12 protein-coding genes are annotated in these 15,099 nt (G+C 54.5%); 3 read left to right on the top strand and 9 right to left on the bottom strand.

Going from position 1 to position 15,099, the window contains the following annotated elements:
• Positions 1 to 18 precede the first annotated feature (18 nt).
• Positions 19 to 1,317 (bottom strand): 23S rRNA (uracil(1939)-C(5))-methyltransferase RlmD, encoded by a 1,299-nt coding sequence (gene rlmD / locus ACERJC_RS13935; protein WP_373671906.1) that lies wholly within the window; start codon positions 1,315 to 1,317, stop codon positions 19 to 21.
• 57 nt (positions 1,318 to 1,374) lie between these two features.
• Here rlmD and barA point away from each other — a divergent pair, with 57 nt between their 5' ends.
• Positions 1,375 to 4,131 (top strand): two-component sensor histidine kinase BarA, encoded by a 2,757-nt coding sequence (gene barA / locus ACERJC_RS13930; protein WP_152402432.1) that lies wholly within the window; start codon positions 1,375 to 1,377, stop codon positions 4,129 to 4,131.
• Between the two features lie 38 nt (positions 4,132 to 4,169).
• Here the strand turns inward: barA and ACERJC_RS13925 are convergent, their stop codons facing one another.
• The 8 genes from ACERJC_RS13925 to syd form a co-directional block, all read right to left on the bottom strand.
• Positions 4,170 to 5,312 (bottom strand): glycerate kinase, encoded by a 1,143-nt coding sequence (locus ACERJC_RS13925; RefSeq protein WP_373671905.1) that lies wholly within the window; start codon positions 5,310 to 5,312, stop codon positions 4,170 to 4,172.
• A gap of 88 nt (positions 5,313 to 5,400) precedes the next feature.
• Positions 5,401 to 6,741 (bottom strand): glucarate dehydratase, encoded by a 1,341-nt coding sequence (gene gudD / locus ACERJC_RS13920; protein ID WP_178827390.1) that lies wholly within the window; start codon positions 6,739 to 6,741, stop codon positions 5,401 to 5,403.
• A 20-nt stretch (positions 6,742 to 6,761) separates the two neighbouring features.
• Positions 6,762 to 8,102 carry an enolase C-terminal domain-like protein gene (locus ACERJC_RS13915; RefSeq protein ID WP_152402426.1) on the bottom strand — a complete coding sequence of 447 codons (1,341 nt, stop codon included), beginning with the start codon at positions 8,100 to 8,102 and terminating at the stop codon, positions 6,762 to 6,764.
• A complete protein-coding gene (gene gudP / locus ACERJC_RS13910; RefSeq protein WP_178827393.1) occupies positions 8,099 to 9,457 on the bottom strand; it encodes a galactarate/glucarate/glycerate transporter GudP in 1,359 nt (452 codons plus the stop codon). Before gudP ends, ACERJC_RS13915 begins: the two co-directional genes overlap by 4 nt.
• Positions 9,458 to 9,939: 482 nt before the next feature.
• Positions 9,940 to 10,389: a flavodoxin gene (locus ACERJC_RS13905; RefSeq protein ID WP_061075142.1), complete on the bottom strand. Its 450-nt coding sequence runs from the start codon at positions 10,387 to 10,389 to the stop codon at positions 9,940 to 9,942.
• Between the two features lie 6 nt (positions 10,390 to 10,395).
• Positions 10,396 to 11,190, bottom strand: a complete 795-nt coding sequence (truC, locus tag ACERJC_RS13900; RefSeq protein ID WP_373671904.1) for a tRNA pseudouridine(65) synthase TruC — start codon at positions 11,188 to 11,190, stop codon at positions 10,396 to 10,398.
• Positions 11,190 to 11,519: a YqcC family protein gene (locus ACERJC_RS13895; protein ID WP_373671903.1), complete on the bottom strand. Its 330-nt coding sequence runs from the start codon at positions 11,517 to 11,519 to the stop codon at positions 11,190 to 11,192. The genes truC and ACERJC_RS13895 overlap by 1 nt, the downstream gene beginning before the upstream one ends.
• 636 nt (positions 11,520 to 12,155) lie before the next feature.
• Positions 12,156 to 12,701 carry a SecY-interacting protein gene (gene syd, locus ACERJC_RS13890; RefSeq protein WP_152402416.1) on the bottom strand — a complete coding sequence of 182 codons (546 nt, stop codon included), beginning with the start codon at positions 12,699 to 12,701 and terminating at the stop codon, positions 12,156 to 12,158.
• Between the two features lie 68 nt (positions 12,702 to 12,769).
• Here syd and queF point away from each other — a divergent pair, with 68 nt between their 5' ends.
• Both queF and ppnN read left to right on the top strand, forming a co-directional pair.
• Positions 12,770 to 13,618, top strand: a complete 849-nt coding sequence (queF, locus tag ACERJC_RS13885) for an NADPH-dependent 7-cyano-7-deazaguanine reductase QueF (RefSeq protein ID WP_373671902.1) — start codon at positions 12,770 to 12,772, stop codon at positions 13,616 to 13,618.
• Between the two features lie 112 nt (positions 13,619 to 13,730).
• A complete protein-coding gene (ppnN, locus tag ACERJC_RS13880) occupies positions 13,731 to 15,095 on the top strand; it encodes a nucleotide 5'-monophosphate nucleosidase PpnN (protein WP_046486534.1) in 1,365 nt (454 codons plus the stop codon).
• The last annotated feature ends 4 nt before the right edge of the window (positions 15,096 to 15,099 follow it).

Genomic DNA, 15,099 nt, shown 5'->3' with positions numbered 1-15,099 from the left:
TCGACAAGTCGTGATTCATTATGAATGCTCAAACAACACCATTGACTCCAGGTGTCCCGTGTGGGGGAACATGTCGAGCATCGCCAGCCGCTGAATTTGGTATCCTGCGCGTAATAACGCCTCGCTATCACGCGCCAGCGTGGCAGGATTACAGGATACATAAACAATGCGGCCAGGCTGCAATTTTATAATATGTTGCATTACGCCTGCAGCTCCTGCACGCGCAGGGTCGAGCAAGACTTTATCAAAACCGTTTTTGGCCCACGGCTGTCGGGTAACATCCTCTTCAAGATTTTCATGAAAGAATGTCACATTGTGTAATTCATTTTGTTGGGCGTTTTCGCGCCCTTTCTCCACCAGCGCAGGCACGCCTTCCACCCCGACGACGCTTGCCGCTCGGGTTGCCAGCGGAAGCGTGAAATTACCCATCCCACAAAAGAGATCCAACACGCGATCGCCAGGCTGTACGTCCAGCCACGCCAGCGCACTGGCCACCATTTTCTGGTTCACCCCTTCATTGACCTGAATAAAATCACGCGGGCTGAAGTTTAAGCGTAGTCCGTTTGACTCATACCAGGGCGTCTGACCAGATACCGTTTCCAGTATCTCGCTTTGCGGCGCCAGATACAGAGACAGTCCCTTTGAATGCGAAAAGCGTTCCAGTTTTTCGTTATCCTGCACAGTAAGTGGCGCGGTATGGCGCAGTATCATCAGCGCGCCGCTGCCCGCCTGCACCAGTTCTACGTGTCCCAGATGGCGTATTCCCTGCAGGCTACTGAGGCATGCCCTGAGTTCGGGCAGCAACGCTTCAAGTTGGGGCACCAAAATGGGGCACTGTCTGATGTCGACGATGTCGTTGGACGCCGCCTTGCGAAACCCCATCTGGAACTGCTGGGTTTTCGGCTGGAAGTTGAGACTTAACCGCGCGCGACGACGATAGCCCCACGGCGCATCGGCGATCGTCTCAGTGACATCGTGGTTCATCAGGCGCGACAGCGCGGCACTTTTACTGCGCTGTTGCAGTTCGATACTGGCATGCTGTTGCTGGCAGCCGCCGCAAATGCCAAAGTGTGGACAGCGCGGCGTTACGCGATCCGGACTATCATTCAAACGGCGCTTAACCTGGGCTTTCGCGTACTGTTTTTTATCTTCGGTGATCGCCACGTCCGCACTTTCCTGCGGCAGCAAACCGGGGATAAACAGCGTCTTTCCGTTGTGCCGTGCAATGCCCTGACCAAAAGCATCGAGGTCATTGACGGTAACGGTTATGATCTGGCGCGTCGTCACGCGCCGTTTTGCAGAGTAGAATTGCGCCATCGACGAGATTGTTCTCAATTTAACAGTGTGACCCTAATTGTCCCATAACGGAACTCCATGACCAACTACAGCCTGCGCGCTCGCATGATGATTCTGATCCTGGCCCCAACCGTACTTATTGGTTTACTGCTCAGTATCTTTTTTGTTGTGCATCGCTACCACGACTTGCAGCGTCAACTGGAAGATGCCGGTGCCAGTATCATCGAGCCTCTCGCGGTTTCTACCGAATACGGAATGAACCTGCAAAACCGCGAATCCATCGGCCAACTCATCAGCGTTCTACATCGCCGCCACTCTGATATCGTGCGGGCGATTTCAGTCTACGATGAGGGTAATCACCTCTTCGTCACCTCGAATTTCAATCTCAACCCGTCGGAAATGCAGTTGCCCCCGGGCTCACCGTTTCCGCGCCGACTGAACGTTGAGCGTCATGGTGATATTTTAATCCTGCGAACACCGATCGTTTCGGAAAGTTATTCGCTGGACGAATCCCCAGCCACTGACGCAAAAAACGCGGGTAATATGTTGGGATATGTGGCGCTTGAGCTCGATCTCAAGTCGGTCCGCTTACAACAGTATAAAGAAATCTTCATCTCCTCCGTCATGATGCTGTTCTGTATCGGCATTGCGCTAATCTTTGGCTGGCGTCTGATGCGCGACGTGACGGGGCCGATTCGCAACATGGTCAATACGGTTGACCGTATCCGACGAGGGCAACTCGACAGCCGCGTCGAGGGTTTTATGCTCGGCGAGCTGGATATGTTGAAAAACGGCATTAACTCGATGGCCATGTCGCTCGCCGCCTATCATGAAGAGATGCAGCACAATATCGATCAGGCCACCTCCGATTTGCGTGAAACGCTCGAACAGATGGAGATCCAGAACGTCGAGCTGGACCTGGCGAAAAAACGCGCGCAGGAAGCCGCGCGCATCAAATCTGAGTTTCTGGCCAACATGTCCCATGAGCTACGTACTCCGCTGAATGGCGTGATCGGCTTTACGCGCCTGACGCTGAAAACCGAACTGAATACCACGCAGCGCGATCACCTGAATACCATCGAGCGGTCGGCCAATAATCTGCTGGCGATCATCAATGACGTCCTGGATTTCTCCAAGCTGGAAGCGGGTAAACTCATTCTCGAAAGCATTCCCTTTGCGCTTCGCAATACGCTCGATGAAGTGGTGACGCTGCTGGCGCATTCGTCGCACGACAAAGGGCTGGAGCTGACGCTCAATATTAAGAATGACGTACCGGATAATGTGATTGGCGACCCACTGCGTTTACAGCAGGTGATCACCAATCTGGTCGGCAACGCGATCAAATTCACCGAGAGCGGCAACATCGACATTCTGGTGGAGAAGCGCTCGTTGAGTAACACCAAAGTGCAGATCGAAGTGCAGATCCGCGATACCGGCATCGGCATCCCTGAACGCGATCAGTCGCGCCTGTTCCAGGCTTTCCGTCAGGCCGATGCCAGTATTTCCCGTCGCCACGGCGGCACCGGGCTGGGACTGGTGATCACGCAGAAACTGGTCAACGAGATGGGGGGCGATATCTCCTTCCACAGTCAGCCGCATCGCGGTTCAACCTTCTGGTTCCATATCAATCTCGATCTGAATCCGAATGTGATCAGCGACGGTCCGGCCACCGCTTGCCTGGCCGGTAAACGCATTGCCTACATCGAGCCGAATGCCGCCGCCGCGCAATGCACGCTGGATATTCTCAGCGAAACGCCGCTGGACGTGGTCTACAGCCCAACGTTTTCCGCGCTGACCGTTGAGCATTACGACTTTATGCTGCTCGGCGTTGCCGTCACCTTCAAAGAGCCGCTGACGATGCAGCACGAGCGGCTAATACAGGCGACCAAAATGACCGATTTCCTGATGCTGGCGCTGCCGTGCCACGCTCAGGTGAATGCCGAAAAACTCAAGCAGGACGGCGTTGCCAGCTGTCTGCTAAAACCCCTGACCTCTACGCGTCTGCTGCCAGCACTGGTGGATTTGTGTCGTCAAAACCACCACGAAAGCATGCTGACATCAGACGAAAGTAAAATCGCCATGACCGTCATGGCGGTCGATGATAATCCGGCGAACCTGAAGCTGATTGGCGCACTGTTGGACGATCTGGTTCAACACGTTGAGCTGTGTGATAGCGGCCAGCAGGCGGTAGATCGCGCGAAGCAAATGCAGTTTGATCTGATCCTGATGGATATTCAGATGCCGGATATGGATGGCATTCGGGCCTGCGAACTGATCCACCAGCTTCCGCATCAACAGCAAACCCCGGTAATTGCCGTCACGGCGCACGCGATGGCGGGTCAGAAAGAAAAATTACTGAGTGCCGGAATGAATGACTACCTGGCAAAACCGATCGAAGAAGAGAAGCTGTGTAACCTGCTGCAACGCTATAAACCTGGCGCAAGCGCCCCGACGCGCCAGGTCGGTGCAGAAACGATCGAACCGATCTTCAACCCGAACGCCACGCTGGACTGGCAACTGGCGCTGCGCCAGGCCGCCGGGAAACCGGATCTGGCACGGGATATGCTGCAAATGCTGATCGATTTTCTGCCGGAAGTGCGTAATAAAATTGAAGAGCAACTGGTGGGTGAAAACCCGCAAGGCTTAATCGACCTGATTCATAAACTGCATGGTAGTTGCGGCTATAGCGGCGTACCGCGCATGAAAAATCTGTGTCAGTTGCTGGAAAATCAGTTACGAGAAGGCACGTCAGAAGAGGATCTGGAACCCGAGTTTCTGGAACTGCTTGACGAGATGGATAACGTAGCGCGTGAAGCGCGCAAATGGCTGTTATAGGCCGGACAGGCATCGCGCCATCCGGCCTGCCGATCGCTTCAGCGTAGCGTCTGTCCCATTTTGAGCGTCGCCGCAACGTTGCGCGCGGTCATGCGCACGTTCTCTGCGGCGTTCTTCAACGCATCGTCCAGCGTACAAATGGTATAAATCACGCTAAATACGGCATCAAGTCCATGCTCATGGACAATGCCGACATCGGCCGTCAGGCTGCCGGCAATACCGATCACCGGTTTGTTGTAGCGTTTCGCCACCTTCGCCACGCCTACCGGAACTTTACCGTGGATAGTCTGGCTGTCGATGCGCCCTTCCCCGGTGATCACCAAATCGGCATCGGCAACGCACTCATCCAGTTGCAGCGCATCGGTGACAATCTCAATCCCGCGCCGCAGTTGCGCTCCGCAAAACGCGTACAGCGCCGCCCCCATACCGCCTGCCGCGCCGCCGCCTGCCAGTTCAAGGACATCCACCTCCAGGTCACGGGCAATAATCTGCGCATAATGCGCCAGTGCCGTATCCAGACGATCGATTGTCTCGGCCGTTGCACCTTTCTGTGGGCCAAACACGGCCGACGCCCCCTCTTTTCCGATCAACGGATTGGTCACATCACACGCCACTTCAATACGGCATGCGGCAAGACGCGGATCCAACCGACTGATATCGATCTGTGCAAGCGCGTCGAGCGCCGCACCCCCCTTACCAATTTCATTCTGTTGGGCATCCAGCAATTTTGCCCCTAACGCCTGCACCATGCCTGCGCCGCCGTCATTGGTCGCACTACCGCCGAGCCCGATAATAATATGGTCTACGCCCGCATCCAGCGCATGACGAATCAACTCCCCGGTTCCCCAGGAGGTTGTCTTTAATGGATCGCGTAACGCGACAGGCACCTGCTCCAGACCGCTGGCCGCCGCCATCTCAATGAAAGCCGTGCGCTCGTCACCGGATAAACCATAAAACGCGGTGACCGGTTCCCCAAGAGGGCCCGTAACATCGACTTCAACAATGCGTCCCGTCGTCGCCTCAACCATGGCTTCGACCGTTCCTTCCCCCCCATCAGCAACCGGAAGTTTTACGTAATCCGCATCGGGCCAGATTTCACGAAAACCTTGCTCAATGGCGTTCGCCACCTCGAGAGCACTCAAACTTTCCTTATACGAGTCCGGTGCGATCACTATTTTCATAAGCCGTCCTTACGCATGTTGACTCAGCTAAGCATACACCCGGTTTACAGATAAAAAATAACCGGTCCTTTTGGGACCGGTGTCTATCTTAACGAACCATGCACGGACGTTTGTTATCGAACGTCCAGTTCGGGATCAGATACTGCATCCCCATCGCGTCATCGCGCGCGCCCAACCCATGCTTCTGATACAACTCATGGGCTTTCATCACCTGGTCCATATCCAGCTCAACGCCCAGGCCCGGTTTCGCCGGTACCTGCACCATGCCGCCTTTAATTTCAAACGGCTCTTTAGTCAGGCGCTGGTTGCCTTCCTGCCAGATCCAGTGGGTATCGATCGCCGTGATCTTGCCCGGAGCCGCTGCCGCGACGTGGGTGAACATCGCCAGTGAAACGTCAAAGTGGTTGTTGGAGTGTGAACCCCAGGTCAGACCGAACTCATGGCACATCTGCGCGACGCGTACAGAGCCCTGCATCGTCCAGAAATGCGGGTCAGCCAGCGGAATATCCACCGACTGCAACGACAACGTATGACCCATCTGACGCCAGTCGGTGGCGATCATGTTTGTCGCCGTCGGCAAACCGGTAGCGCGACGGAACTCCGCCATCACCTCACGACCTGAGAAGCCCTGCTCAGCACCGCACGGATCTTCCGCGTAGGCCAGCGAACCCTTCAGGTACTTCCCGATTTTGATCGCTTCATTCAGCGACCATGCGCCGTTGGGATCCAGCGTGACGCGCGCCTGCGGGAAGCGTTTTGCCAGCGCCACAATGGATTCTGCCTCTTCTTCCCCTGCCAGCACGCCGCCTTTCAGTTTGAAGTCGTTGAAACCGTATTTTTCGTATGCGGCTTCAGCCAGACGGACGACCGCATCGGGCGTCATCGCCTCTTCATGACGCAGACGATACCAGTCGCACTTCTCATCGGGCTGGCTCTGATACGGCAACGGCGTGGCGTTGCGGTTACCGACGAAGAACAGATAACCCAGCATTTCCACTTCATTACGCTGTTGACCGTCGCCCAACAGAGAAGCCACGTTAACGCCCAGATGCTGTCCCAACAGATCCAGCAGCGCAGCTTCAATCCCGGTGACGACGTGGATGGTGGTACGCAGGTCAAACGTTTGCAGGCCGCGACCGCCTGAGTCACGATCGGCAAAGGTATTACGTACCGCATTCAGCACGTTTTTGTACTCGCCAAGCCGTTGACCCACCACCAGTGGGATCGCCTCTTCCAGCGTCTTACGAATTTTCTCGCCGCCGGGGATTTCACCAACGCCAGTATGACCCGAATTATCTTTGATAATCACAATATTACGCGTAAAGAATGGCGCATGCGCACCGCTCAGGTTCATCAGCATACTGTCGTGTCCCGCAACCGGGATAATCTGCATGGCCGTAACCACTGGGGTGGTAAATTGTGCGTTCATTATTGAGTCCTTATACAAAATCAGTGACGGCCGAAAACGGGACGTTTACGGTCAAAAGTCCAGCCGGGGATCAGATACTGCATAGGCCCTGCGTCATTTCGCGCGCCGCCCGGCAGTTTTTTATAAGCTTCATGTGCCTTCTGCACTTGATCCCAGTCCAGTTCAACACCCAGTCCAGGCGCGTCGGGAACAGCAATTTTTCCGTTTTTAATCTCAAGGGGATTTTTCGTCAGGCGACAATCGCCCTCCTGCCAGATCCAGTGCGTGTCGATGGCCGTCGGTTTACCCGGCGCCGCGGCGCCAACGTGGGTAAACATCGCCAGTGAAATATCAAAGTGGTTGTTAGAGTGACAACCCCAGGTCAGCCCCCAGTCGTCGCACAACTGTGCCACCCGCACCGCACCGGAAAGTGTCCAGAAATGCGGATCGGCAAGCGGGATGTCGACAGCATTGAGCATCACCGCATGACCCATTTCACGCCAGTTGGTGGCGATCATGTTCGTCGCCACCGGCAACCCCGTGGCCCGGCGAAATTCCGCCATCACTTCGCGACCGGAGAATCCCTGCTCTGCGCCGCACGGATCTTCTGCATACGTGAGCACATCGTTCAGCCCTTTACACAGCGTGATGGCCTCATCAAGCAGCCAGGCACCGTTGGGATCAACGGTAATCCGCGCATCCGGAAAACGTTTTTTCAGCGCACGGGCGGTGTCTATCTCTTGCTCGCCAGGCAGCACGCCGCCTTTGAGTTTGAAATCTTTAAAGCCGTAGCGATCCTGTGAGGCTTCCGCCAGGCGAACCACGGCATCGCTGTTCAACGCTTCCTGATGACGCAGGTGATACCAGTCGTGATTGCCCGGGGTGGTCTCCAGATAGGGCAGATCGGTTTTTGTGCGATCGCCGATGTAGAAGAGATATCCGAGCACGGTCACCGCATCGCGCTGTTTGCCAGGCCCCAACAGTTCACAGACCGGTACGTTGAGTGCTTTGCCCAACAGATCAAGCAGGGCTGCTTCCAGCGCGGCTACCGCGTTTACGCGCAGTTCGAAGGTCCATGCGCCGTTACCAAAGGTATCAAAGTCAGCGGCCTGATTGCCTTTGTGCACCTGCTGAACCACTTTGTTCAGTCGGGCCACTTCCTGACCGAGCACCATCGGGATGGCATCCACCAGCGTCTGGTAGATCACCTCACCGCCCGGTGCTTCACCTACGCCGGTGTTACCGGCGTTATCGGTGAGGACCACGATGTTGCGGGTAAAGTACGCGTTATGCGCGCCGCCAATATTGAGAAGCATACTGTCATGTCCGGCGACCGGAATGACCTTCATGTCCGTGATAACGGGACTGGATTGTGTCGTCATGATAGTTGTCCTGCGACAGGTTTCAGTTCGATACGCTTAATATCACCCACCAGCACCAGATAGCTCAGTACCGCCACCAGTGCATGCACGCCCACATAGATCAGCGCGCCGTTAAAGGAGCCCGTCGTGCCGACGATATAGCCAATCGCAATGGGCGTTACGATACCGGAGATGTTGCCGAACATGTTGAACAGACCGCCGCTCAGGCCGCTGATCTCTTTCGGTGCGGTATCGGCCATCACCGCCCAGCCCAGCGCACCGATGCCCTTGCCAAAGAACGCCAGCGCCATGAAACCGATGATCATCCACTCGACGTTAACGTAGTTACAGAACACCATCACCATCGACAACAGCATCCCCATCACGATAGGCGTTTTACGCGCAATGTTCAGCGAGCCGGTCCGACGCATCAGCCAGTCGGAGATAATGCCGCCCAGCACTCCGCCGACAAATCCGCACACGGCCGGAACCGAAGCCACGAAGCCCGCTTTCAGGATCGACATGCCGCGAGCCTGCACCAGATAAACCGGGAACCAGGTGATGAAGAAGTAAGTCAGCGCGTTGATGCAGTACTGGCCGATGTATACGCCGATCATCATGCGGGAACCCAGCAACTGCTTGATCTGCCCCCACCGCACGCTAAACGGCACTTTGGCCTTGGTGTCTTTCTGATCCATGTTGATCAGCGCACCGCCTTCTGCAATATATTCCAGCTCTTTCTTGTTCACACCTGGATGCTGGTTTGGTTCGTGGATCACTTTCAGCCAGATAAAGCTGATAACAATCCCGAGGCCGCCCATAAAGAAGAACACGTGCGACCAACCCACTTCATGCGTCAGCCAGCCCATGATCGGGGCGAAAATAACGGTGGCAAAGTACTGTGCAGAGTTAAAGATTGCGACTGCCGTTCCCCTCTCCTGCGCCGGGAACCAGGCCGCGACAATGCGACTGTTGCCGGGGAAGGACGGCGCCTCCGCCAGACCGACAAGGAAGCGCAGAGTAAACAGCGCAACGATAATGCCGAATCCGCTGAAGATATCGACGAAGCCCTGTAACAGGGTAAACATGGACCAGATGAAGATGGACCAGAAGTAAACGCGTTTGGAACCAAAACGGTCCAGCAGCCAGCCGCCCGGGATCTGCCCGATAACGTAGGCCCATGAGAACGCAGAGAAAACGTAACCCATACCGACGGGATCCAGACCAATGTCTTTGGCCATCTCCGAACCGGCAATGGATAAGGTGGCGCGGTCGCCATAGTTGAAGGAGGTGACGATAAACAACATCACCACTATCCAGTAGCGAGCATTTGTGCGTTTTTCCGCACTGCTCGCAGCCTGACTTAATGAACTCATTGTTGCACTCCTGAATTTTCGCGTTAGTCACGCTCACTCTGAACAGCACAACTGGTAGGGGATCAGAGGTGACGTTTCGTGTTTTTTTGCAGCTTTTATTAGGTCGTTCGCCTTGCTAACTGCATTTTTTTATAACTGGCAGGAGAAGTATAAAAAGCACCAGGTTCTTGCTCACCGTGCAAGAACCCAACATTTAGACAACGTATCACTTATGTTTATGGCAAAAGCCCAGGGTGATGGAAGCGACTTCACGGAAATGAAAACATATAACGGAAATCGCGCAGGGCTTACGTGGAAAAGGCAGGAGTGTGAAACAGGTCGCTTGACCCTATGAAAACGCCCCTAAAAACCCTTCAATAGCGAAGGCTTTTAGGGGCGTTTGCCCGAGGCTAACACGATTCAGTATTGGGTAGACTAGAGACAGGTCGTTCCCGTGCCTGGCGTCACAAGGGAGTCCCTCCCGGTAGGGGGAGGGTTAACTCTCAGGGTAAGAGTGTGCCCCAATGTTCAACCCAGGGATTGGATTCGCTTTCGGGCTCCGGGTGCTCACTGGCATCAATCAGCAACATTTCCCCCACGCGCTGTGCGCTTTGTTCCTGCAACAGGGCGTCAAACTGTTTACCGCCATTGCAGAAATTGACGTAGCTGCTGTCACCCAACGCAATCACGCCGTACCGCAGATTGGGCTGAAAACCCAGTTGGTCTTTGATCCCCTGAAACAGCGGCACAATGCTGTCAGGTAAATCGCCCTGCCCGGTCGTGGAGGTGACCACCAGCGCGATTTTGTCCTGATATTCCTGCCAGTCAGTCAGTTCAGGATCTTCAAAAACAGTCGCTTTGTGCCCCTGTGCCGTCAGGATCGCTTCGGCCTCTTCGGCAACCAGTAGCGCATTGCCATACATCGTCCCGACAAAAATCCCAATTTCCGCCATGCTTAATTACTCCCTGGATGAAGAACTTATGCCTTCATCCTGACCTGCTGGCTCACTTAACTCAACCCTTTCATTCTTAGGGAGAAGTCCCTGCCAGCCAAACTGTGATAGTGCCTGCATCCAGACCGTATCCAGCCCGGCATGAATCGTCAACGATTCACCGGTAAACGGGTGCGTCAGCGAAAGCTGGCTGGCGTGCAGCATCAGCCGGTTGCAGGAAAAATGTTCCACCGCGCTGCGGTTCTGCCGTAAATCGCCATGCTTGCTGTCGCCAATAATCGGATGGCGCAGGTGCGCCAGATGGCGTCTGAGCTGATGCTTGCGTCCTGTTTGCGGATCCAGTTCCACCAGTCCGTAACGCGTCGTCGGATAACGCCCGGTCGCCACAGGCATTTCAACGGTGGCGAGGCCGCGATAATGGGTCACCGCAGGCTGCGGATCCTTGTTTTCACGGGCAAACTTATCGGCGATTTTATCCAGCTCTTCCACCAGCGGATAATCGAGTACCGCCTCCTCCATTAGCCATCCGCGGACAATAGCGTGATAGCGTTTTTGGATCTGATGTTGCTCAAACTGCTGTGCGAGGCGGCGCCCGGCTTCGCTGGATAGGCCCATCAGCAGCACGCCGGAGGTTGGTCTGTCGAGGCGATGGGCGGTAAACACGTGCTGACCAATCTGGTCACGCACCGTCTGCATCACCACCACTTTTTCGTCGCGATCCAGCCAACTGCGGTGCACCAGCCAGCCGGAGGGTTTGTTGACCGCAACCAGCCACTCGTCCTGATACAAAATCTCCAGCATCAGGATTCATCTTGCGCAAAAAGCGCATCCAGTGCCTGCAACGCCTCCAGCAGGATTTCACGCTGCGGATGATCGGCGGTCAGCGCCATTTCGTAGTAGGGTGCGACGGCAAACGCCTCTGGCAGCGGCTGCGCGCTGTCCAGTAAAGCATGCATACGAGGGATCAGAACCCATTGCAGCCACTCAAGCGGTGCCATCGTATCCATACAAAACGGTTGGGTACTGGAAAACAGGTGGGCTTCGGGTTCATCCATCCGCCAGTGTTGATGCTCACGCAGCAGCGCTTCAAGTGCGTGGAGCTGCTGACGCACACGGTCATGAGTCGTCATGAAAGTCACCTCAATGATGAAAAATCTGGCGCGAAGGATACCACCAGTAAAAAAAGAAACAAAAAAAGGGAGCACTGTAAAAACAGTGCTCCCGGTTCGTTTCGCAGCATTCCAGCTACTTTTCGTGCTCCCTGCTCATCCGTGACAACTTTTCCTGTGGTCTTGCGACCTGTTGTTCATCCTGAACATTTGCGTCCTGCACACACCACCCCGATGTGATGACTTCATCCTGAAGCGTCCTGGCCATCCTGACCCACCGACTATCCTGACCGGCTCTCGTTCTCCTTCCTGGAGGTGTCCTTTAACGCGCTCCTGCGTTTTCCTCTTCACTTCATCCTGAAGCCTTTCCCTGTAACACCGTCCTGGTGTGTCCTGCCGAAGTGCCATCATCCTGATGTTCACTTCGTTGTGCGACTCCTTGTCGACGTAGATAGAATCGCCTTTTTCACGCCGTCTTACAAGGTGCTTATAGGCAATGCCTTAAGGAAAATTTCATATGAAAGTTGACAGGAAATGATTAACTTGCTGATTTATTGGGAAATTGGCTATTTTTGTTTCGCAATGTCTTCTGTTATCACCTGGCGATCTCCTACAGGGCTTGTAAGAGATCTCTCACACGCTGATGGGGTAAATGGATTACAGAAGAGGCTTAAGCCGCGTAAGGAAATCCGCAAGAGAAGGCGCCAGAACGGAACGATTACGGGTTCCCAGCGTTTCTTTGATCACTTCACCGGACAGATTGCAGAGTGAAATCACCTCCAGTTCATTGTCCAGCGTGGCAATAAAAAGGGTCGGTGACAGTTTCAAACGTTTCTGCGTCACCAGATGACCAATCAGGTTCTCCTGAACCCGTCTGAAATCATCCGCGCTCCAGGTCTGCAACAGCGTCAGCGTTTCACTGGCCAACTGTGCACGCATGTCCCCGGCAAACTGCGTGGTATAAAATGCATGAAGGGCTGGTTGTATCACAATATCGAAGGCACGTTCAACCGCGTTTACATTCTGTTCACCTTCAAACGGCTGCGGTTGCCAATAAACGGCATCACGGGTTGTAGAAATAATGCACGGAGAAGGCACCCCGTACAGCTCTTCGCTCATAGGCCAGCTTGCGTGTTTTTCGTGCCATTCGTTGCAGTAGCGCGTCGTAAAGTCCTTCAGGGCCAGAGCTGTCTGTTCGTCCACCGGTTTCTCTCTTCATAAAAGCCAGGATACACTTGACGCATAGTGTATCTGGTTTATGACGGTGAAACATGTCTTCTTATGAAAACCATCAGGCTCTTGACGGCCTGACGCTCGGTAAATCAACCGATTACCGGGATCTTTACGACCCCAGCCTGCTACAGGGCGTACCCCGCAGTTTGAATCGCGACCCGCTGGGATTAAAAGCAGGCAGTCTGCCGTTTCACGGTGCCGATATCTGGACGCTGTATGAACTGTCATGGCTGAATGCCAGAGGATTACCGCAGGTGGCGGTAGGCCATGTTGAACTGGATTACACCAGCGTTAATTTGATTGAATCCAAAAGCTTTAAGCTGTACCTGAACAGCTTCAACCAGACGCGGTTTGATTCCTGGGAGGCGGTACAACAGACGCTGGAAAACGATCTGCGCGCCTGTGCCAAAGGGGATGTGACCGTGGCATTGTACCGTCTCGACGAACTGGAAGGACAACCTGTCGCGCATTTTCACGGCACCTGCATTGATTTTCAAGACATCGACATCGACAACTACCAGTTCACCACTGACTCTCTGCAGTCCGCCGCCAGCGGGGAAAAAGTAGTGGAAGAGACGCTGGTAAGCCATTTGTTGAAATCAAACTGCCTGATCACCCATCAGCCGGACTGGGGCTCCATACAAATTCAGTATCGTGGACGTAAAATTGACAGAGAGAAGTTGCTCCGTTATCTGGTTTCTTTCCGTCATCATAACGAGTTCCACGAGCAGTGCGTGGAACGCATTTTCAATGACCTGCTACGCTTCTGCCAGCCAGAGAAACTGAGTGTTTATGCACGCTATACACGCCGTGGCGGTCTGGATATTAATCCGTGGCGAAGCAACACCAACTTCGTTCCGGCAACCGGCAGATTAGTTCGACAGTGAATTATTTCACCATTTTGCGCGCCGGATTCCACGCGCAAGGTTGTGAAAGGTCATAAGCCAGGGCTATTGTAATCTACAGGGAATGACGTTTTGCGTCCCATAAGGAGTTTACTTGATTACACATATTAGCCCGCTTGGCTCAATGGACATGTTGTCGCAGCTGGAAGTCGATATGCTTAAACGCACGGCCAGCAGCGATCTGTATCAACTGTTTCGTAACTGTTCGCTTGCCGTTTTAAACTCCGGCAGTCTGACTGACAACAGCAAAGAGCTGCTGTCCCGCTTTGAAAGTTTCGACATTAACGTGCTGCGTCGCGAACGCGGCGTGAAGCTGGAACTGATCAACCCGCCAGAAGATGCATTCGTTGATGGTCGTATCATCCGCGCCCTACAGGCAAACCTGTTTGCTGTACTGCGCGACATTCTGTTTGTTAATGGTCAGATTCATAACGCGGGTCGTTTCCAGCATCTGGATCTCGAAAGCTCCGTGCATATTACTAACCTGGTGTTCTCTATTTTGCGTAATGCCAGAGCGCTGCACGTGGGCGAAGCGCCAAACATGGTTGTCTGCTGGGGTGGCCACTCCATTAATGAAAACGAATACCTGTACGCCCGACGCGTCGGGACGCAGTTAGGTCTGCGCGAGCTAAACATCTGCACCGGCTGCGGACCCGGTGCGATGGAAGCACCCATGAAAGGCGCGGCGGTGGGTCATGCTCAGCAGCGTTATAAAGACAGCCGTTTTATTGGGATGACCGAACCGTCGATTATCGCCGCTGAACCACCGAACCCGCTGGTTAACGAGCTGATCATCATGCCGGACATTGAAAAACGTCTGGAAGCTTTCGTGCGTATCGCCCACGGCATTATCATCTTCCCGGGCGGTGTGGGAACGGCAGAAGAGCTGCTGTATCTGCTGGGGATCCTGATGAACCCGGCGAACAAAGATCAGGTTCTGCCGCTCATCCTGACCGGCCCGAAAGAGAGTGCCGACTACTTCCGCGTGCTGGATGAGTTCATCGTGCATACGCTGGGAGAAGCCGCGCGCGCGCATTACCGCATTATCATTGATGACGCGGCAGAAGTGGCGCGTCTGATGAAAAAAGCGATGCCGCTGGTCAAAGAGAACCGTCGTGACACCGGTGACGCCTACAGCTTCAACTGGTCGATTCGTATCACGCCGGATCTGCAAATGCCGTTCGAACCGTCCCACGAGAACATGGCCAACCTGAAGCTGTATCCCGACCAACCGGTTGAGGTGCTGGCAGCAGACCTGCGTCGCGCCTTCTCCGGGATTGTGGCGGGTAACGTCAAGGAAATGGGCATCCGCGCCATTGAAGAGTTTGGCCCATACAAAATCCATGGCGACAGTGAAATGATGCGTCGCATGGACGATCTCCTGCAAGGTTTTGTCGCGCAGCACCGTATGAAGCTACCCGGCACCGCCTATATCCCCTGCTACGAAATCAGCGCCTGACGCG

This window comes from Citrobacter telavivensis (assembly GCF_041807075.1).
Lineage (GTDB): Bacteria > Pseudomonadota > Gammaproteobacteria > Enterobacterales > Enterobacteriaceae > Citrobacter_A > Citrobacter_A telavivensis.
The sequence above is the reverse complement of the archived record's forward strand: the minus strand, read 5'-3'. Positions and strand labels throughout refer to the sequence as shown.

Coding starts and splice junctions, on each gene's coding strand:
- truC (WP_373671904.1), bottom strand. CDS start 11,190: ATGCTGGAGATTTTGTATCAGGACGAGTGGCTGGTTGCGGTCAACAAA.
- gudP (WP_178827393.1), bottom strand. CDS start 9,457: ATGAGTTCATTAAGTCAGGCTGCGAGCAGTGCGGAAAAACGCACAAAT.
- ACERJC_RS13895 (WP_373671903.1), bottom strand. CDS start 11,519: ATGACGACTCATGACCGTGTGCGTCAGCAGCTCCACGCACTTGAAGCG.
- ACERJC_RS13905 (WP_061075142.1), bottom strand. CDS start 10,389: ATGGCGGAAATTGGGATTTTTGTCGGGACGATGTATGGCAATGCGCTA.
- gudD (WP_178827390.1), bottom strand. CDS start 6,741: ATGAACGCACAATTTACCACCCCAGTGGTTACGGCCATGCAGATTATC.
- ACERJC_RS13915 (WP_152402426.1), bottom strand. CDS start 8,102: ATGACGACACAATCCAGTCCCGTTATCACGGACATGAAGGTCATTCCG.
- ACERJC_RS13925 (WP_373671905.1), bottom strand. CDS start 5,312: ATGAAAATAGTGATCGCACCGGACTCGTATAAGGAAAGTTTGAGTGCT.
- queF (WP_373671902.1), top strand. CDS start 12,770: ATGTCTTCTTATGAAAACCATCAGGCTCTTGACGGCCTGACGCTCGGT.
- barA (WP_152402432.1), top strand. CDS start 1,375: ATGACCAACTACAGCCTGCGCGCTCGCATGATGATTCTGATCCTGGCC.
- rlmD (WP_373671906.1), bottom strand. CDS start 1,317: ATGGCGCAATTCTACTCTGCAAAACGGCGCGTGACGACGCGCCAGATC.